The 18,799-nt window shown below is 72.0% G+C and carries 17 protein-coding genes; 11 read left to right on the forward strand and 6 right to left on the reverse strand.

What is annotated here, in order from left to right; all coding sequences use genetic code 11:
- Nucleotides 1-22: 22 nt before the first annotated feature.
- Nucleotides 23-973, reverse strand: a complete 951-nt coding sequence (locus ACIPTO_RS27910) for a hypothetical protein (RefSeq protein WP_401196559.1) — start codon at nt 971-973, stop codon at nt 23-25.
- A 408-nt stretch (nt 974-1,381) separates the two neighbouring features.
- Here ACIPTO_RS27910 and ACIPTO_RS27915 point away from each other — a divergent pair, with 408 nt between their 5' ends.
- The 7 genes from ACIPTO_RS27915 to ACIPTO_RS27945 all read left to right on the forward strand — a co-directional run bounded on the left by ACIPTO_RS27915 (nt 1,382) and on the right by ACIPTO_RS27945 (nt 6,478).
- Nucleotides 1,382-2,275 (forward strand): DMT family transporter, encoded by an 894-nt coding sequence (locus ACIPTO_RS27915; RefSeq protein WP_401196562.1) that lies wholly within the window; start codon nt 1,382-1,384, stop codon nt 2,273-2,275.
- A 58-nt stretch (nt 2,276-2,333) separates the two neighbouring features.
- A complete protein-coding gene (locus ACIPTO_RS27920; protein WP_401196564.1) occupies nt 2,334-2,855 on the forward strand; it encodes an NUDIX hydrolase in 522 nt (173 codons plus the stop codon).
- Nucleotides 2,856-2,865: 10 nt separating this feature from the next.
- On the forward strand, nt 2,866-3,258 hold the full coding sequence (locus tag ACIPTO_RS27925) for a YidH family protein (protein ID WP_266767151.1): 393 nt from the start codon (nt 2,866-2,868) through the stop codon (nt 3,256-3,258).
- Nucleotides 3,255-3,578 carry a DUF202 domain-containing protein gene (locus ACIPTO_RS27930; RefSeq protein WP_401196568.1) on the forward strand — a complete coding sequence of 108 codons (324 nt, stop codon included), beginning with the start codon at nt 3,255-3,257 and terminating at the stop codon, nt 3,576-3,578. Before ACIPTO_RS27925 ends, ACIPTO_RS27930 begins: the two co-directional genes overlap by 4 nt.
- A 173-nt stretch (nt 3,579-3,751) precedes the next feature.
- A complete protein-coding gene (locus ACIPTO_RS27935; protein ID WP_366321430.1) occupies nt 3,752-4,048 on the forward strand; it encodes a hypothetical protein in 297 nt (98 codons plus the stop codon).
- A 186-nt stretch (nt 4,049-4,234) separates the two neighbouring features.
- Complete coding sequence (locus ACIPTO_RS27940; RefSeq protein WP_401196570.1) at nt 4,235-5,257, forward strand: phosphotransferase family protein; 1,023 nt, start codon at nt 4,235-4,237, stop codon at nt 5,255-5,257.
- A 6-nt stretch (nt 5,258-5,263) separates the two neighbouring features.
- Complete coding sequence (locus tag ACIPTO_RS27945) at nt 5,264-6,478, forward strand: acyl-CoA dehydrogenase family protein (protein ID WP_401196573.1); 1,215 nt, start codon at nt 5,264-5,266, stop codon at nt 6,476-6,478.
- 68 nt (nt 6,479-6,546) lie between these two features.
- Here ACIPTO_RS27945 and ACIPTO_RS27950 read toward each other — a convergent pair whose 3' ends face one another.
- The gene (locus ACIPTO_RS27950) at nt 6,547-7,113 is read right to left on the reverse strand and encodes a hypothetical protein (RefSeq protein ID WP_401196575.1); all 567 of its coding nucleotides are present in this window, start codon (nt 7,111-7,113) and stop codon (nt 6,547-6,549) included.
- 230 nt (nt 7,114-7,343) lie between these two features.
- Between ACIPTO_RS27950 and ACIPTO_RS27955 the strand changes: the two genes are divergently transcribed.
- Together ACIPTO_RS27955 and ACIPTO_RS27960 are read left to right on the forward strand one after the other, a co-directional pair.
- Nucleotides 7,344-9,338 carry a sensor histidine kinase gene (locus ACIPTO_RS27955; RefSeq protein ID WP_401196579.1) on the forward strand — a complete coding sequence of 665 codons (1,995 nt, stop codon included), beginning with the start codon at nt 7,344-7,346 and terminating at the stop codon, nt 9,336-9,338.
- Entirely contained in the window at nt 9,335-10,033 is a 699-nt protein-coding gene (locus tag ACIPTO_RS27960; RefSeq protein ID WP_401196581.1) for a response regulator, read from the forward strand. The genes ACIPTO_RS27955 and ACIPTO_RS27960 overlap by 4 nt, the downstream gene beginning before the upstream one ends.
- A 58-nt stretch (nt 10,034-10,091) precedes the next feature.
- Here the strand turns inward: ACIPTO_RS27960 and ACIPTO_RS27965 are convergent, their stop codons facing one another.
- From ACIPTO_RS27965 to ACIPTO_RS27975, 3 genes are read right to left on the reverse strand one after another with little or no spacing between them, the layout of a single operon-like run.
- A complete protein-coding gene (locus ACIPTO_RS27965; protein WP_366321442.1) occupies nt 10,092-10,685 on the reverse strand; it encodes a TetR/AcrR family transcriptional regulator in 594 nt (197 codons plus the stop codon).
- Nucleotides 10,686-10,711: 26 nt separating this feature from the next.
- Nucleotides 10,712-12,379 carry a class I adenylate-forming enzyme family protein gene (locus ACIPTO_RS27970; RefSeq protein ID WP_401196584.1) on the reverse strand — a complete coding sequence of 556 codons (1,668 nt, stop codon included), beginning with the start codon at nt 12,377-12,379 and terminating at the stop codon, nt 10,712-10,714.
- A complete protein-coding gene (locus ACIPTO_RS27975; RefSeq protein WP_366321446.1) occupies nt 12,376-13,140 on the reverse strand; it encodes an SDR family oxidoreductase in 765 nt (254 codons plus the stop codon). Before ACIPTO_RS27975 ends, ACIPTO_RS27970 begins: the two co-directional genes overlap by 4 nt.
- Nucleotides 13,141-13,300: 160 nt before the next feature.
- On the opposite strand from ACIPTO_RS27975, the gene ACIPTO_RS27980 reads away from it, so the two are divergent.
- Nucleotides 13,301-14,521, forward strand: a complete 1,221-nt coding sequence (locus ACIPTO_RS27980; RefSeq protein ID WP_401196587.1) for an exo-beta-N-acetylmuramidase NamZ domain-containing protein — start codon at nt 13,301-13,303, stop codon at nt 14,519-14,521.
- An 81-nt stretch (nt 14,522-14,602) separates the two neighbouring features.
- The gene (locus ACIPTO_RS27985) at nt 14,603-15,967 is read left to right on the forward strand and encodes a serine-threonine protein kinase (protein ID WP_401196589.1); all 1,365 of its coding nucleotides are present in this window, start codon (nt 14,603-14,605) and stop codon (nt 15,965-15,967) included.
- Here the strand turns inward: ACIPTO_RS27985 and ACIPTO_RS27990 are convergent.
- Nucleotides 15,956-18,739, reverse strand: coding sequence for a penicillin acylase family protein (locus ACIPTO_RS27990; RefSeq protein ID WP_401196591.1), 2,784 nt, complete (start codon nt 18,737-18,739; stop codon nt 15,956-15,958). The two genes, ACIPTO_RS27985 and ACIPTO_RS27990, sit on opposite strands and share 12 nt — an antisense overlap.
- Between the last annotated feature and the right edge of the window lie 60 nt (nt 18,740-18,799).

Below are 18,799 nucleotides of genomic sequence, written 5' to 3' on the forward strand. Positions count from 1 at the left end.
TCGTTCCGTCGCCGTGATGGCGTCACGACGTACCGAGCGCGTGGTCGCGTGCGGTGCGGAAGGCGGTGAGGGGGTCGCGGTCCGGGTACGACCAGGGGGTCGGGGTGGGGTGCTCGCCGATCCGGTGGAACAGGGCGGCGGCCTCGGCGCCCCGGCCCTCGCAGCACTTGGCGTGGGCGAGGAAGTTGAGGTCGACCAGGCGGCGCGGGTGGCCCTCGGTCTCCCATTCCAGCCACCAGTCGAAGCCGGCCTTCATCACCTGGCGGGCCCGGCGCCCGGTCCAGTGCTCGGAGGCGGCCGGGTCGGCGGGTTCGAGGCCGGCGGCGGCCAGGACGCGATAGCGCTCGGCGTGCGCGACGACCGGGAGGATGGCGAGCGGGGAGTCGGCGGGGGCCTGTTCGGCGGCCCAGTAGGCGAAGTCGTACACCTCGTGGAGCGGGTCGAGTCCGGCGGTGGCCCGGCGTTCCGCGAGCCGGGCGACCATCAGATGGTGGGCGTGGTGGTGGTCGGCGTGCCGGTGGCGGACCTCGTCGAAGAGCTGGACGACGCCTTCGTCGGTGCCGAGGGTGTGCTCCAGCAGGAGCAGTCCGAGCCACGGCGTGGGATCGCCGGGCAGCCTGGACGACGCCGTACGGCAGGCGTCCCGGGCGCGGGCGGGTTCCTCCTTGCCCGCCAGCGCGCGCTGGACGAGCGCCAGGGCGAGCAGCACGGCCGCGTCGCCGGACTCGGGTTCGGCGAGCAGCCAGTCGCGGGCCCAGGCGGCGGTGTAGGACTCCTGGGCGAGGACGGTGACGCGGTGGGCGCGGGCGTCCCAGTCGTCGCCCGTCCGGGCGAGCAGTCCGCGCGCCGCCTGCCAGCGTCCCTGGGCCAACGCGGCTCGCGCGGCGACGAGTTGATCGTCGTCGAGCGCCGCGTCGAAGGGCTGTGACGCGCGCTTGTGACGGCGTCCGAGGGGTGGCGGGGGTGGGGACACCCGGGTATTCCTCACGATCCTCACGCGGCGCTGCGGGACATCGGCCTGCCATCGGCCGATCACGCACAGCAAACCCTCAGCCAACACTTCACGTCAAGTGGGGCACACCCGTGACACCTGTCAACTACCGGGAAAGGAGGGGCACTTGTGGCTGAATCCACTCCCCCGGACGGCATGCTCCCCACCGTTCGTGAGGAACCGGTGTGGCGTACGCCATGGCGCTCCGCCATCCGGCGACGGACCATGGGAGAACGGTCCCGCCGCCGCCTCCGATCGTGCCGAGGTCGTCAGAGCATCGTGACCGGGTCGACTGTCCGCTTCCGGACTCCCAGGGGCACGCCGGGCCCTGGGGCGCTACAGTCGCCGCAACGCACCCCGTAGCCCGGCCCAACGATCGAGGTACGCAGCGTGTCGGTTCTGGTTCTGATGCTCGCCGTGAGTGCGGCCTGTTGCCTCGGCTTCGGGTTCGTGCTCCAGCAGAACGCGGCCCAGCACGCGCCCCTGAGCGACTTCCTCTCCCCGCGGCTGCTGCTCGACCTGATGCGGGTGCCGCGCTGGCTCGGCGGCATCGGCCTGATGGTCGCCGGCATGGTGCTCGGCGCGATAGCGCTCAGCAAGGGCGAGGTCTCCCTCGTCGAACCGCTGCTGGCCACCAACCTCCTCTTCGCGCTCGCCCTCTCCCGCAAGCAGACCCGGCAGCCCCTGGGCCGCCAGGGCTGGGCGGGCCTCGCGCTCCTCGCGGGCGGTGTCACGACCTTCATCGTCGCGGGCGAACCCCGCAGTGGCACGGCGGTCACCGACCCGTTCCGCCACTGGCTGATCATCGGCGTCATGGTCGGCCTGGCCCTCCTCCTCACGACCTGCGCCAAACACTCCCGCCTCAGCTCGGGCCCGGTCCTCCTGGCCCTGGCGGCCGGTCTGCTCTACGGCGTGCAGGACGCGCTCACCCGGGTCAGCGGCCAGCGCTTCACCGCGGGAGGCTTCGGCGAACTCCTCTCGGGCTGGCAGCCGTACGGCGTGCTCGCCCTGGGGGTGACGGGCCTCGTCCTCGTGCAGAGCGCGTTCGAGACGGCCCCTCTGCGCATGTCCCTGCCGGCCCTCACCGCGGCGCAGCCGCTCGCCGGGATCATCTGCGGCGTGGGCTTCCTGGGCGACCGGCTGCGCACCGACACCGGCGCGCTGGCCTGGGAGGCGGCGGGCCTCGCCGGAATCGTCGTGGGCATCCTGCTCCTGGGCATGCACCCCGCGATGCCGCGCGGCACGACGAGGCCGAAGCCCGCGCCGGCCCTCCAGCCGCACTGACCGCAGGCGGCGCCCTGCCGGGTCGAGGTCAGGGCCGCGGCCCTGTTTGGATGGGGTCATGAGCGCAGCTGACGAACTCCTCGACATCGTCGACGAACACGACCGGGTCATCGGCCGGTCCCCCCGCGGCGAGGCCTACGCGCGGGGCCTGCGCCACCGCGCCGCCTTCGTCCAGGCCCGGGACGCGCGGGGCCGGGTCTTCGTCCACCGCCGCACCCCCACCAAACTCGTCTTCCCCTCCCTCCACGACATGTTCGTCGGCGGAGTGGTCGGCGCCGGCGAGTCCTACGACGACGCGGCGCTCCGCGAGGCCGAGGAGGAACTCGGCGTCTCCGGCCTGCCCCGCCCGACGTTCCTCTTCAAGTTCCTGTACGACGACGGCGCCGGGCGGACGTGGTGGTCGGCGGTGTACGAGGTGCGCTGCGACCTGCCGGTCAGCCCGCAGGTCGAGGAGGTCGCCTGGCACGACTTCCTGACCGACGACGAGATCGAACGCCGGCTGGACGAGTGGGAGTGGGTGCCGGACGGCCTCGCCGCCTACGCCAGACTGACGGCGTACCGGCGGGAGACGGCCGGATAGGGTCCTGCCCGTGATCGAATTCGTACGGAACGTCCGGCTGTGGTTCGCGCCCCAGGAGATCAGCGAGGAGGGCGGCACCCCCGACTACCGGTTCTCGCTGGCCAACGAGCGCACCTTCCTGGCCTGGCTGCGGACCGCGCTCGCGCTGATCGGCGGCGGCTTCGCGGTGGACCAGTTCCTGCCGCATCTGCGCTGGGCCTGGCGGGCCGGTCTCGCGCTGGCCCTGCTCGCGGCCGGCGTGCTGTGCGCACTGCGCGCGGTCAACCACTGGGTGCGGTGCGAGCGGGCGATGCGGCGGGGCGAGGATCTGCCGGTCTCCCGCTTTCCCGCGCTGCTGAGCGTCGCGGTGGCGATCGTGGCCCTGGCGATGGTCGTGGTCGTCCTCGCCGGCTGGGCCGGATGACCCGCCCTCCGGCCCCGGACCGCGACCCCGGCCTCCAGCCCGAACGCACCCGTCTGGCCTGGCGCCGCACGACCCTGTCCAGCACGGTCGCCGCGGTCCTCGCCGTGAAGGCCGCCCTCCACGACGGCCCGCACCCGGCCGGCGTCATCACCTGCGCCCTCTGCTGCGCGCTCTGGCTGGGCTTCCTGACCGTGGCCCACCACCGCATCCGCACCCTGGCCTCCGGCGGAATCCCTCCGGCCCTGTCCCCGCGGCAGGCGGTGGCGGCGGTCCTGTGCACGGTAGCCGTGGCGGTGTGCGCGGCGGTACTCGTGCGCTGACCGGCAGTCGCCGGGGAGCCGGAAGCGGATCACGGCGATCCGGCGCGGCCCGCCCACCCCGAGCCCCCTCAACCCCCTCAACCCCCGCGCCACGCACCCCATATCACCGCATACGCCCCATTCCCATGGCACCCTGTCGGACGTCATCGCCCCCACTTCCGAAGGTGAGCACCATGACCACCCCGCACCTGGAGCACGACTCCCACACCCACACGCACGGCCAGGACTGCGGCCACGCCGCCGTGCCCCACGGGGACCACGTCGACTACGCCCACGACGGCCACCTGCACCGCGAGCACGGCGGGCACTGGGACGAGTGCGAGCCCGGCGGCCACGTCGCCCACCAGGAGCACGCCCACACGCACGGCCAGGACTGCGGGCACGAGAGCGTGCTGCACGGCGACCACGTCGACTACGTCCACGACGGTCACCGGCACGCCCTGCACGACGGCCACTGGGACGACCACTGAGCCCGCACCCCGGCCCGCGGGGTCCCGGAACGGCCCGGAACCACTGACGCACAGCTCCCCGTCGCCCGGCGCGGGGAGCTGTCGGCCTAGGGTGGCCCCGGTCACGTTTCGTTCCCGCACTGGACGACATACCGACCGGTCGGCATGATGGGTGCAGTTCTGCCCGTCCGTTCGTAGGAGTGATGTATGAGCCCCGACCACCCGCCCGGACTCGATCTCGACCGGCTGCGCGGCCTGCTCGACCGCGAGCGGCCCGGTCTGGTGAGCGGCCCCCTGTCCGGCCGGCTGATCGAGGGCGGACGGTCGAACCTCACCTACGCGGTCACCGACGGCACCGCGCGCTGGGTCGTACGACGGCCCCCGCTGGGCCATGTGCTGGCCACCGCGCACGACATGAAGCGCGAGCACCGGGTCATCAGCGCCCTGCACCCGACGAACGTGCCGGTACCGGGACCCGTCCTCCTCTGCGAGGACGACGAGGTGCTCGGAGCCCCGTTCTACGTCATGGAGTTCGTCGAGGGCACCCCCTACCGCACGGCGGAGGAACTCGTCCCGCTCGGCCCGGAGCGCACCCGGGGCGCGGTCCTCGAACTCGTCGACACCCTGGTCGAGTTGCACGCGGTGGACCCCGCCGAGGTGGGGCTCGCGGACTTCGGCCGCCCCGAGGGTTTCCTGGACCGCCAACTCCGGCGCTGGGGCAAGCAGTTGGACGCCTCCCGCAACCGGGACCTGGCCGGCGTCGAGGAGTTGCACGCGGCCCTCGGCCGACGCCTCCCCGACTCCCCCGCACCCGCGGTCGTGCACGGCGACTACCGCCTCGACAACGTCCTCATCGGACACGACGACAAGATCCAGGCGATCCTCGACTGGGAGATGTCCACCCTCGGCGACCCGCTCACCGACCTGGGCCTGCTGGTGATGTACAGCCTCCCGCTGGAACTCCCCGACTCCCCCATCTCCACGACCGCTTCGGCCCCCGGCCACCCGACGCCGGCCGAGCTGATCGAGCGGTACGCCACACGCTCGGGACGCGATGTGTCGGCGGTCTCCTGGTACACGGCGTTCGCGTGGTTCAAGCTCGCCGTGATCCTGGAGGGCATCCACTACCGCTACACCCTGGGCCAGACCGTCGGCCCCGGCTTCGACCGCATCGGCGAACTGGTGCCCCTCTTCATCGAGCACGGCCTGACCACCCTTCAGGAAGGCTGATCCACCATGGACTTCGCGTACGACGCACGCACCGAGGAACTGCGCGCCAAGCTCCTGGCCTTCATGGACGAGTACGTCTACCCGGCCGAGCCCGTCGCCGAGGAGCAGCGCGCCCGGCTCGCCTCACCCTGGGACACCCCCGCTGTCATAGGGGAGTTGAAGGCGGAGGCACGCAGGCAGGGCCTGTGGAACCTCTTCCTGCCCGACGCCGAGTACGGCGGCGGCCTGACCAACCTCCAGTACGCGCCGCTCGCCGAGATCACCGGCCGCTCACCGCACTTGGCGCCCACCGCGCTGAACTGCGCGGCGCCGGACACCGGCAACATGGAGGTGCTGCACCAGTTCGGCGACGAGCGGCAGAAGAAGCAGTGGCTGGAGCCGCTGCTGGCCGGTGAGATCCGCTCGGCGTTCGCGATGACCGAGCCGGAGGTGGCCTCCTCGGACGCCACGAACATCACCACGCTGATCGAGAGGGACGGCGACGACTACGTCATCACCGGCCGCAAGTGGTACATCTCCGGGGCCATGAACCCGGACTGCAGGATCTTCATCGTGATGGGCAAGACGGACCCGGACGGCGCCGACCCCCGCCGCCAGCAGTCGATGGTGCTGGTCCCGCGCGACACCCCGGGCGTCACGGTGAAGCGGGCGATGCAGGTCTTCGGCTACGAGGACCACTCGCACGGCGGCCACGCCGAGGTCGTCTTCGACCACGCGCGGGTGCCGGTGACGAACCTGGTCGGCGAGGAGGGCGGCGGCTTCGCCATCGCCCAGGCGCGGCTGGGTCCCGGCCGCATCCACCACTGCATGCGGCTGATCGGCATGGCCGAGCGGGCGATCGAGCTGATGTGTCGGCGCGCCGTGTCCCGCGTCGCGTTCGGCAAGGCGCTGGCCCAGCAGGGCGTGGTCCACAACTGGATCGCGGACGCGCGGGTCGCCGTGGAGCAGCTGCGCCTGCTGGTCCTGAAGACGGCCTGGATGATGGACACCGTCGGCAACAAGGGCGCCCACACGGAGATCCAGGCCATCAAGATCGCCACGCCCCGCACGGTCGTCGGCATCCTCGACAAGGCGATCCAGCTGCACGGCGCGGGCGGGGTGAGCCAGGACTTCCCGCTGGCCGAGCTGTACGCGAGCGCCCGCACCCTGATGCTGGCCGACGGCCCGGACGAGGTGCACCAACGGTCGCTGGCGCGCCGGGAGTTGAAGCAGTACCTGTAAGAGGCGAAGGGGCTGGAAGGGGTGTGGGCACCCCCACCCCTTCCAGCCCTTCTCCCCCGAGGAGTTGGTCAGTTGGGCGTACTCGCCCGCAGCGTCCAGCCCTGGCGGCAGGTGTGGCCGAACGTCCCGATGTCACAGCCTTCGACGGTGAAGACGTAGGCGCCGGTGTTCCGCTCCAGCACCCGGATCCGGCCGGACGTGCCGCCGCCGAACTCGCGCTGGGTGCCCCCGGGGTCGGAGGCGCTCGTCCAGCGGACCAGGAACGAGTCGTAGCGGTGCTCCGGGGCCGTCGTGCCCCAGGTGAAGTAGGCGTAGCCCCGGTCCTCCCAGGCGGCGACGACCATGTTGGAGCCCTGGCGCGGCGACCAGGTGGCGGTGCCGTAGGCGAAGTACTGGCGCTTGCCCGCGTACACGTTGTTCAGGTACACGTCCCTGGTGCCGCTGGTCGGGCAGCCCAGCCGGCCGCGGGCTCCGCCGAGCGCGCTCCAACGCTGCTGGATGTGCGGCTCGTTCACCGCGATACCGCACCCGGCCCGCGCCGGCGTCTGCGCGGCGGCCGGTACCGCCGCCGTCCCGCCGAGGGCGAGCAGGGAGCCAAGGACAACGCCGGTCAGGCGCCGCTTCGTCGACAGCATGGTGTTTCCCCCGTTGGTTCCCGTGGTTCCTGTAGTTCTTGCGGTTCTTGTAGTTCTTGAGGTTCTGTCGGCCGGTCCGGCGGTGGGCCCGCCGTTCCGCTGCCCTGAGCATCGCGCCGCCGGGGGCCGGGAGTTGAGGGGAAGGTCTCGGGCGGGGCCGGGGACTTCTCCCGGGTGGACCGGGAAGCGTTCCCGGGACACCCGGGCGCCGCGCCCCCACGATGGGACGCATGGACGACCGCGACGGCCGCACCCCGCTCCGTACGACGACGGCGTACCTGCTGCTGGGGCTCGCGGCACTCCAAGTGGCGGCCGGGGCGGTCGCGTTGGCGGCGGCCGGGGTCTCCGCGGCGGATGTGATCCGCTACGACATGGTCGTCGACCTCGCGGTCGGTCTCGCCTACCCGGTCTGCGGCACGGTGATCGCGCTGCACCGGCCGCGCAACCCCATCGGCTGGCTGCTCGTCGCGTACGGGCTCGGCCACGCGTTCACGGGCATGTCGATCGGGCTGGCCGTCGAAGGCCTGCGGCTGGGCTGGTCACCGGAGGTGCTGCACGCGCTCACGACGGCCGGCCGCCACACCTGGATCCTCGGCAGCTCCACGGCGTTCGTGCTCGTGTTCTTCCTGTTCCCGGACGGCCGGCTGCCCGACCGCCGCTGGCGCTGGGCCCTGGTCGCCCAACTCCTCTCCTCCCCACTGGACTTCGCGATCTGGGCGCGCGACGACTGGGGACTCTTCCGCGGCACGCCCGCCCAGCCGTCGTACCTCCCGGTGCCGGACGGCTGGATGTCCGCGCTGCGCGACACCGAGACGGCGAAGGCCTGTCTGGCGCTGGCCGCCGTGTTCGCGGTGATGGTCCTCCGCTACCGGCGCGGCGCCGAGCAGGACCGGCGACGGCTGCTGTGGCTGATCGCGGGAATGCTGCCGCTGGCGCTGAGCGTGGTCCTGCAGATCATGGGCTTCCCGGCGGTCTACACGTCCTGCTGCACCCTGTTCCTGCCGACCGCCATCATGATCGCCGTGGTCCGCGAGGAGCTGCTCGACATCCGCCTCGTCGTCTCCCGCAGCCTGCTCTACGGCGCGCTCACCGTCGGTGTGGCCATCGCCTACGCCGGTCTCGTCACCGTCGTCCAGGCCCTCCTCAACCCCGACCCCGCGCTGCTGGGACCGGCGCTGATCGCCGTCACCCTGGCCGCCGCCTTCGAGCCCGCCCGCCGCCTCCTCCAGCGCATGGTCGACCGCGCCCTGTACGGCGACCGGCACGACCCGGTGCGCGCGGTCTCCCGCATCGGCGAACGGCTGGCCGGCACCGGCGTCGGCGCGGTCCCGGAGGCGGTCGGCGAGGCACTGCGGCTGCCGTACGTGTGCGTGGAGTCGAAGTCCGGTGTGACGGACGGGAGTTGGGGCGAACCCGGCGAACGCATCCACGCCCTCACGCTCGACTACGACGGCCGGACCGTCGGCGCGCTGGTGGTGGGCCTGCGCCCCGGCGAACAGCAGCCCGCCACCGCCGACCTGGCGGTCCTCGAACTCCTCGCCGTCCCGCTGGCCGCCGCCCTGCACGCCACCGATCTCACCCACCAGCTCCAGCACTCCCGCGAGCGCATCGTCGCCGCCCGCGAGGAGGAGCGCCGCCGGATCCGGCGCGATCTGCACGACGGCCTCGGCCCCACGCTGGCGGGCGCCGCCTTCCAGGCCGACGCCGTCCGCAACCTCCTCGCCTACGACCCGGAACGCGCGGCGGCCCTGCTCACCGAGGTGCGGTCCGAGGTCGGCGGCGCGGTCGCGGAGGTGCGCCGTCTCGTGGACGGCCTACGGCCGCCGGATCTCGACCAGTTGGGGCTGCTGGGCGCGTTGCGGGAACGGGCGGTGCGGCTGTCCTGGCGGGCGGACGGCACACCGGTCCGGGTACGGGTCCGGGCCCCGGAGCGGCTGCCCGCGCTGCCCGCCGCCGTCGAGGTGGCCGCGTACCGCATCGCCATGGAGGCGCTGGCCAACGCGGCCCGGCACGCGCGGGCCTCCCGGGTGGAGCTGAGCATCGAGATCGGCGACGGGCTGCGCCTGGAGGTGTGCGACGACGGTTCGCCGGTGGACAAGGAGACCGCGTGGACACCGGGCGTGGGCATCACGTCGATGCAGGAGCGCGCGGCGGAGCTGGGCGGGCGGTGTGTGGCCGGGCAGGGGCGGGTGGTGGCGACGCTGCCGTTGAGGGAGGCGCCGTGAGGGCAGGGGAACCCGGGGGCGAGGACACCGGGGCCGGGCTGCGGGTCGTGCTCGCCGACGATCACCCGGTGGTCCGCACCGGGCTGGCCGCACTCCTGGAGTCCGTGCGGGACGGCACCCCGCGCGTGCGGGTGGCCGGGGTCGCCGCGAGCGGCCGGGAGGCGGTACGGGCGGCGGTCACCCTGCGCCCGCACGTGGTGGTGATGGACATCCGGATGCCCGACCTGAACGGCATCGAGGCGACCCGCGAGATCGGCCGGGTGGCGCCCGGGGTCGCCGTCCTGATGCTCACGATGGTCGAGGAGGACGACTCGGTGTTCGCCGCGATGCGGGCGGGCGCCCTGGGGTACGTGCTCAAGGGCGCGGGCCAGGACGAGATCGTCCGGGCGATCCGGGCGGTGGCCGCGGGCGAGGCGATCTTCGGCCCCGGTGTCGCGCGGCGCGTGCTCGGCCATCTGAGCCGGCCCCCGGACCGTCCCGATCCCTGCCCGGCCCTCACCCCGCGGGAACGCGACGTCCTCGCGCTGATCGCCGCCGGCCGGCCCAACTCGGCCGTGGCCGCCCGGCTGGGCCTGTCGCCGAAGACGGTCAGCAACCACATGTCGGCGGTCCTGGCCAAGCTGGGCGTGGCGGACCGCGCGGAGGCGGCGGCGTGGGCCCGGGAGGCGGGGCTCGGGCCGGCCCCCGAGGCGTAGGCGCACGGGCCCCCGCCCGCGGCCGTAGGCCCAGGGCTGCCGTCCGGCGGCCCTGGGCCTACGGCCGCAGCGCGCGCAGCAGAAGGTCCGCCAGGTGGTCGGCGACCTCCTGCGGGGTGAGCGGGCCGCCCGGGCGGTACCACGTCGACAGGTGGTGGATCGAGCCGAAGTGGTAGTCGACGACGAGGTCCGCCGGGGTCGCCGTGGAGAAGACGCCCGCGCGCTGGCCCTCCTCGACGAGCCCGCGGAAGCGCTCGTGGTAACGGCGGCGCTCGGCGCGCACCTGCTTGTTCTTCTCCGGGCTCAGGTGGTGCATGGACCGGAAGAAGATCGACGCGTCGTCGAGGTTGTCGATCGTCGTCACCACGACGTCCGCCGCCGCGTCCCGCAGCCGCTTCTCGACCGGCTCGTCGGCGGTCGCGAACACCTCCAGGCGTTCCTGCTGGAGGCGCAGCACGCGCGCGTACACCTCGTGCAGGAGGTCGTCCTTGGAGCCGAAGTAGTGGTAGAGCGCCCCCTTGGTGACGCCTGCGGCCTCGACGATCTCCTGCACCGAGGTGCGGTCGTAGCCCTGCTCGGCGAACAGTCTGGTGGCGGCGGCGAGGAGCCGCTGCGGGACAGGGGCCCCGTCTCCGTCGGTCGTCCTGGGCACTGCCGCCACCTGCCTTTTCTGACTGTTCACTCGCTGTCGCGCGACCGGGAACGCAGTTCCCGCCGGAGGATCTTCCCACTTGCCGTCTTCGGCAGGTCGGGCAGTATCTCCACCTGGCGCGGGTATTTGTAGGCGGCCAGTCTCTCCTTGCAGTACACGGCGAGTTCATCCGGGTCGGTCTCGACGCCCGGCCGGAGGCTGATGTACGCCTTCACGGTCTCGCCCCGGTACCCGTCCGGCACCCCGACGACGGCCGCCTCGCGTACCGCCGGATGGGTGTACAGCACGTCCTCGACCTCGCGCGGCCACACCTTGAAGCCGGACGCGTTGATCATGTCCTTCTTGCGGTCGACGACGTACAGCCAGCCCTGCGGGTCCATGAACCCGATGTCGCCGGTGCGCAGTTCGCCGTCCGGGAAGGTCTCGGCGGTGGCCTCGGGGCGCCGCCAGTACCCGGGCACGACCTGCGGTCCGCGCACGACGATCTCGCCCTGCTCCCCGAAGGGCACCTCCGCGCCCAGGTCGTCGACGATCCGTACGACGGTGTCGGGTCCCGGCACGCCCACGGCCAGCGTCCCGGACGTCTGGTCGACGGGCGCCTCCAGGTCGGGCGGCACGGAGGCGCAGGGCGCGGTGCACTCGGTGAGGCCGTAGCCGTTGCGGATGTACGGCCCGAAGCCGGCCCGGAACTTCTCCACCAGCGCGGGCGGCACCGGGGCGCCGCCGGAGGAGATGTTCCGGAAGGACGCGAAGTGGTCCGGGGTGACGGCCGGGTGCGCGGCGAGCGCCATGAAGGCGGTGGACGGGCCGACCGTGTAGTGCGGCCTGTGCTCGGCGAACGCGTCGAGGACGACCCCGCCCTCGAACCGGTACACCAGCACCAGCGAGCCCCCGCTGACGAGTGCGGCGCCGAGCTGGCACACCATCCCGGTGATGTGGAACAGCGGCGCCATCGCGAAGTACACGGGCGCGTCCGGCAGTCCGAGTCCGGTGCGCTGCCGTTCGGCGTTGTAGAGGATGTTGGCGTGGGTGTTGGTGGCGCCCTTCGGGGCACCGCTCGTCCCCGAGGTGTAGCTGATCAACGCGATGTCCGCGGGCGCCGGTTCACGCCCTTCGGGCGCCGGGTGACCGGCCTTCGCGACGGCCACCAGGTCCTCGGCGTCGGCGGCCTGCGGGAGCCGCTCGAAGGTGAGCACGCGCGCGTCGTCGCGCGTCTGGAAGTCCAGCTCGCAGGCGGTGAGCACGATCCGCACGGGAGACCCGGCGGCCGTCTCGCGCAGATACGACTCCCAGGCGCGGTCGGTGCAGATCAGCGCGGTCACCTCGCCGTCCCGCAGGACATGGGTGACCTCTCCCGACTTGTACATCGGGTTGACGGGCACGACGATCGCGCCGGCCTTCCAGGCACCGAGCAGGGCGATCACGAAGTGCGGCGAGTTCTGCAGCAGCACGGCGACCCGGTCGCCCCGCTCCAGTCCGCGGGCGGCCAGATACCCGGCGACGGAGTCGCTCAGCGCGTCGACCTCGCGGTAGCCGAGCCGTCCGTCGAAGTAGGTGAGGAAGGTCAGGTCGGGAGTCTCACCGACCACTCGGCGCAGGGCGTGCACCAGGGAGTCGTCCGGACTGACGGGCCCGCGCTGGGCCTCGTTGAGCAGGGCCACCCAGGGCTTGGCGGCGTACAGGGAGTCGGTCACTCTCCGGCCTCCCACTTCTGCTGGATGTGGTTCATGGTGGTCAGCCAGCGATCCGGTTCGGCGGCCCTGGCCTGGTAGTAACCGGCGACCTCGGGATGCGGCAGGATCAGGAACCGCTCCTGGGCGATCCCCTCCATCAGCGCCTCGGCGACGACGTCGGGCTCAATGGCCGTCGGCTGAAGCACCAGGTCACCCGCGCTGCCGGTGGCGGCCAGCATGTCGGTGCGCACCCCCTGCGGGCAGATCGCGTGGACCTTGATCCCCCGGTGGCGGTACGTCAACGACAGCCATTCGGCGAAGGCGTAGGCGCCGTGCTTGGTGACGCTGTACGGCGCGGCCCCGATCATGGTGAGCAGTCCGGCCGCGGACACGGTCGACACGAACCGCCCGCCGCCGCGCTCCAGCCAGCCCGGGATCAGCGCCTCGGCGGCCCGCACGTGCGCCATGACGTTCACGTCCCAGGCCTGCGCCCAGACGTCCTCTCCGGCCGCTTCCGACCCACCGGAGCCGACCCCGGCGTTGGCGCAGTAGATGTCGACGGTCCCGCCGAGGGCGTCCCGGGCGGCACCGACGACGGCGGAGGCGTCCCCCGGCACGGCGACGGCACCGATCTCGTCGGCGACGGCCTCGGCCCGGTCGGCATCGAGGTCGTTCACCACGACCCGGGCCCCTTCGGCGGCGAACCGCCGCGCGAGCGCGGCCCCGATGCCACCCCCGGCCCCTGTGACGACCACCCCGGCACCCTGAACGGCTTCCACCATCGGTCTCCTTCGACTGCGGCTCCACTGCCCAGCCAGACTAACCGGTCGGTATGTAAGACCGGAAGGGCAGTCGCCCCGACAGCGGCGCGGGTCACGGCGCGACCAGCCGCACACGGCCCGCACCCTGCCCACCGCACGCGGCAGCCCCTACGGTGCCGACATGTCCCTCACCAGAAGAACCCTCCTGGCAGCGACCCCGGCGGCAACCCTCACCCCCGCTCCCCCCAAACCGCGCGTCCTCCGCACCGGCTTCGACCAGCTGGCCGCGCACGACTACAGCCGGCTCAGCGGCCAGCGCGTCGGCATCGTCACCAACCCCACCGGCATCACCCGGGACGCCCGCCACATCGTCGACGTGATGCACGCGAGCCCGCACGTGAACCTGGTCGCGGTCTTCGGCCCGGAACACGGCTTCCGAGGCACCGCCCAGGCGGGCGGCTCCGAGGGCCACTACACCGACCCGGCGACCCGACTCCCCGTCTACGACACGTACATGAAGAGCGGCCCGCCCCTCGCCGACGTCTTCAGGACCGCCGCCGTGGACACCGTCGTCTTCGACATCCAGGACGTGGGCGCCCGCTTCTACACGTACATCTGGACGCTCTACGACTGCATGGAGGCGGCCCAGCTGGCCGACAAGCGCTTCGTCGTCCTCGACCGCCCCAACCCGGTGACCGGCCGGTCCGCCCAAGGCCCGGTCCTGCACCGGGAGTTCGCCACCTTCGTCGGCCGACAGCCGATCGCCCAGGCGCACGGCATGACGGTCGCGGAGCTGGCGCGCCTGTTCAACGGGGAGTTCCTGCCGAAGCCGGTCGCCCTGGAGACCGTCCTGATGACGGGCTGGAGCCGTTCGGAGTTCTACGACGCCTGGTCGCTCCCGTGGGTGCCGCCGAGCCCCAACATGCCGACGCCGGACACCGCGCTCGTGTACGCGGGAACGTGTCTCTTCGAGGGCACGAACCTGTCCGAGGGCCGCGGCACCACCCGCCCCTTCGAACTGCTCGGCGCGGAGGGCGTCGACGGGCGCTGGGCCGCCGCGGTGAATCGACTCGGCCTGCCCGGCGCGCACTTCAGGGAGGCCTACTTCGCGCCCACCTTCTCCAAGTTCGAGGGCAGGACGGTCGGCGGGGTCCAGATCCACGTCCACGACCGGGCCGCGTACGACCCCGTCCGCACCGGCATCGCGCTGCTGGTGACCGCCAAGAAGGTCTGGAGCGGCTTCGGTTGGCGCCCGGACGACTGGATCGACAAGCTCACCGGGTCCACGCGGGTGCGGACGGCGATCGACGCGGGCGCGGGCACCGACGAGGTGGTGGCGGAGTGGCAGGAGGAGCTGAGGGTGTTCCGGCGGGTTCGAACTGAATATCTCCTCTACAAGTGAGCCGCGACGTATGGCCAATCTTCACCGGTAGCGGGACGATGCGCCCACATCGCACCACTTCGGGGAACAAGGGGGCCGGTCATGGCGGATCCGGCGATGAGTGTGAGCCCTTACTGGGAGTTGACCTTCGACGCCGACGGAGACGTCGACCAGGGAGAACGCGACCGGCTGCTGAGCGAGGTGCGGCGGCGCGGGGTGGGTGACCTGATCGTCTTCTCGCACGGGTGGAACAGCGGGCGCGCCGGCGCGACCCGGCTCTACAGCCGCTTCTTCTCGCCGATTCCGCACCTCGCACCGGAGGCCAGGATCGGGTACCTGGGCGTCATCTGGCCATCCATGGAGTTTCCGGACCAGCCGATTCCGGATTTCTCCCGGACCCCGGCGACCGCGGCCCGGCCGGTGACGCCTCCCGCCCTCGACGCCGACACCCGGCACGCGCTCCTGGACGCCTTCCCTGGCAACGCCCCGGTGATCGACCAGATCGCCCGACTGCTGGACCAACACCCTTCCCGGGAAGCGGAGTTGGAGGAGTTCGGACGACTGGTGCGGACGCTGGTGGAGGTGGTGCCGCCGGGGCCGCAGGCGCTGTTCGGCGCGGACACACTGGCGGAGGGGGTGCCGCAGTACGAACCCCGGATGTTCGCGGCGGGTCGCACCGCCGAGGTGTGCGGGCAGTTCGCGCAGGCGCTGGACGGGCTCGCGGCACCCCGATCTCCGGGCCCTGTGCGGGAGTTCGCGCTGCCGGACCCGTGGAAGGGCGCGCGGGAGCTGCTGCGGCAGGCGGCGTACTACGCGATGAAGCGGCGCGCGGGCACCATCGGTGAACGCGGGCTCGGCCCGGCGATCGGGCGGCTCGCTGCGGTGGCGCCGGAGGTGCGGGTCCATCTGGTGGGACACAGCTTCGGCGGGCGCCTGGTGTCGTTCGCGCTGCGGGGCCTGCCGGAGGGCGTGCGCTCGGTCAAGTCGGTGACGCTGCTCCAAGGCGCCTTCTCCCACTACGCGTTCGCGGCCAGACTGCCGGAGGACGCGCGCAGCGGGGGTGTGCTGCAGGGGCAGCAGAACCGTGTCGACGGGCCGCTGGTGTGCTGCTACTCGCACTTCGACTCGGCGCTCGGCACGCTCTATCCGCTGGCCTCCCGGATGGCGGACGACGACTGCTCGTTCGCCGCCGCCGACCTCGCCCGGATGCTGGGCGACAAGTGGGGCGCGCTGGGCCACGACGGGGTGCGGGCGGTGCCCGGCACCTGTGCGCTGACCCTGGCCGAGGCGCTGGACTCACCGCTGCCGACGTCGGGTTGTGTGAACGTCGACGCCTGCGCGGTGGTGTGCCGGGGCGGTCCGCCGAGCGGGGCGCACAGTGACATCGTGCACCCCGAACTCGCGCGGGTGGTGCTGGCGGCGGGCCGTATCGGCCGGCCCGCCGCCGCTACGGCGTCACCGGTGTGAGGTGAACTCCACCACTTGCTGGAAGGTGGGCCGGTTCTGCCAGCTGATGTTGTAGTGCTTGATGCCGCCGAGGGTCCGCTGGACGATCGAGTCGGCACACCACTGGTTGCCCGCCGAGCACAGCGAGTCCCCGGGGTAGACGGTGGACGCGCTGGTGCCGGCCGCCGTCTTCAGCGTGCTGATCAGGATGTCCCGGCAGGCGCTGAGGCTGCCCCCGCCGCAGTACTGCTGGGCCAGTGGCCCGGACACGGTCTGCCCGAGCACCGAGCGGATGTCCTTGTCGACGTAGCTCCACCAGCCGTACTGGAAGGAGCTTCCGGCGTGCGAGCCGGTCGGGCCGTGGCCCGCCGACGGGGACTCGTCGATGTACAGGTTGTTGGTGAACGCGGTGTACAGGCTGTCGCCGAGGCCGGGCTGGAACTCGGCCTTCACCAGGAGCGGCCACCAGGCGTCCAGGATCCGGATGGCGTCGGCGTTGGCGTAGGTCTTGGAGCCGGCCGAGGTCTCCGTGCGCTTGCCGCCCGCGGTCAGCCAGGTCTGGAGCTTGGTGACGGCCGCCGCGGCCGTGGAGTCGGTGACCGTGCTGCTGTTGACCACCTTCAGCAGGTCGGGCAGCACGTCCTCGGCGCGCAGGTCGGTGAGCGAGGCGTCGGACATCGCCTTCACCAGGGCGGATCTGGTGACCCCGCCGGCCGCGACGAGTTTCTTCACGCGGTCGTCGAGCAGGTTGCCCCGGTGGACGGACCCGTCACCCCAGCTGGCCGTCGTGTAGTTGAGGGCCTGCTTGTTGTTCCAGGAGATGTAGTAGTCCTGGTCGATGGAGTTGGGGTGCGCGGAGGCCGGGGTGTAGTCGGCCGTGTTGGTGGTGGGGTCCCAGTTCTGCCACTCGTAGGCGGCCTGGCCCCAGACCGGGAACTCGGGGTCGACGCCGGTGGCCCGCACCGGGTTGTTGCCGCTGTTGTAGTACGCGGTGTGCGAGGAGTCGGCGTAGAACCAGTTGAACGTGAAGTTGATGTGCTGGGCCGCGCTCTGGAAGGTCTGCGGACTCTTCACGTAGTCCGGGTCGTTGAGCATCTGGAAGCCGATGATCGAGTCGGCCTCGTGCATGTAGGAGGAGCGCAGGGTGGTGTAGGCGACCTTCTTGCCGCCGACGGTCGCCCGGTACTCGACGGGTCCGTACTCCGTCTTCCAGACTTTCATGGTGTACGAGCCCGCGGCGGTCGAGTCGGCCGTGGTGGGCTTCCAGGAGTTCGTCTGCTGGATCTCCTCCATCGGCGTGCAGGTGCCGTGGAAGAGGTAGTGGTAGTCGTCCTGGCAGAGTTCGACGGCGTAGGTGTCGATGATGTCCTGGCCGGAGGTCGTGGCGGACCACGAGTAGTCCTGACCGCGGCCGAGTTCGACGTACATGCTCAGACCCGCGAAGGAGGCGCCGCGCGCGCTGATGCCCGGGCCCTGGATCTCCTGGAGCATGAGCAGCTGCGGTGCGAAGTAGCCGGTCTGCGGTCCGAAGACGGCGATCGGGTGGCCGCTCGCGGTGTACTTGCCGCTCACCACGAGGGCGTTGGACATCCCGCGCTTCGCGGAGCTGAGGGCGGTCGCGGTGGCCGCGGCGGAGGCCGCCGAGGCGCTCTGGTCGGCGCCGGTGCCGGAGGCGTCGTAGACGAGCGGCTCGGTCGTGACCGAACCGGCGTCCGGCAGGGCCTCTCCCTGGGCGGTGGTGGGCTTGGTGCCGTACGGGAAGCTCTCGCCGTTGTGGACGGTGAGCACGGCCTCGGGGTCGTTGCGTTCGCGGAAGGACTCCCAGACCTTGGTGCCCTGCTCCACGCCGTACTTCTCCTGGGCCGCGAGCAGGGAGAGGGCGTTGTTGACCTCACCGCCGCCGCCGGAGCCGAACAGGGTGCCGATGACCGAGGCCAGCGCGACCAGGTCGGTGATCTTGAAGTGGTCGATCGTGCCGGCGTTGGTGATCGAGTCCTTGTGGCCGGTGAGGACGTACTCGCCGGGGAAGTAGCGGCCGCTGTCCGAGGCGTCGATGTAGGCGTTGATGCCGGCCAGGTAGGCGTTGGCGTCGGCGAGTGCCTGCTGGCCGCGGGTGCCGTTGTTGGCGACGGCGTTGTCGATCTGCGACTGGAGCTCCGCCTCGCTGTAGGGCGCGTTGCGGTAGAACTCCTGCTCAAGGCCCTGGTTGGAGGCCGCGCCGCCGGCGAAGGTGGTCAACTGGCCGCGTCCGACGTGCCGGAAGACGTCCATGAGCCAGAGCCGGTCCTCGGCGGCCGCGTATCCGGCGCCGTACTCGGTGCCGTAGCGCGTGGTGCCTGTGATGTGCGGCACACCGGTCGCCTTGTCGCGGACGATGGTCACGTCGGTGCGTCCGCTGGGGTTCTCGGTCGAGGCGACCTGGGCGGCGGGGACCCCGAACGAGGCGTCGTTGAAGAAGGTGTTGATCTTCGCGTCGGTGAGCGTGGAGGCGCCCGTGGCCAGGTTGGCGTAGGGGCCGAGCTGGTCCTCGGCGTGGCTGGGCTGGGTGCCGAAGACCTGGTTCAGCAGGATCTGGGCGAGGGTCGCGTTGCCGTTCTCGCCGGCCGGGAGGATGTCCGAGCACTGGCCGCCGCAGTAGTCGTTGGAGGCCGTGGCCGCCGACGCGGTGCCTTGGGCAAGAGGAGACAAAAGGGCGGCAACGAGGACGCATACGGATGCGGCCTTCAGGAACCCGGGGAATCCGCCGGGAGTTCTCAGTCTGTCAAGGAAGGTACGTGGGGTGCGCCGAGGCATGGCGGCTCCTGCCGACGAGGGTGTGGCCGGACGTTACCGCCGGTATCCCCGAGATTGAAG

It is taken from the genome of Streptomyces sp. NPDC090083, assembly GCF_044747445.1.
In the GTDB taxonomy this organism is placed as follows: Bacteria; Actinomycetota; Actinomycetes; order Streptomycetales; family Streptomycetaceae; genus Streptomyces.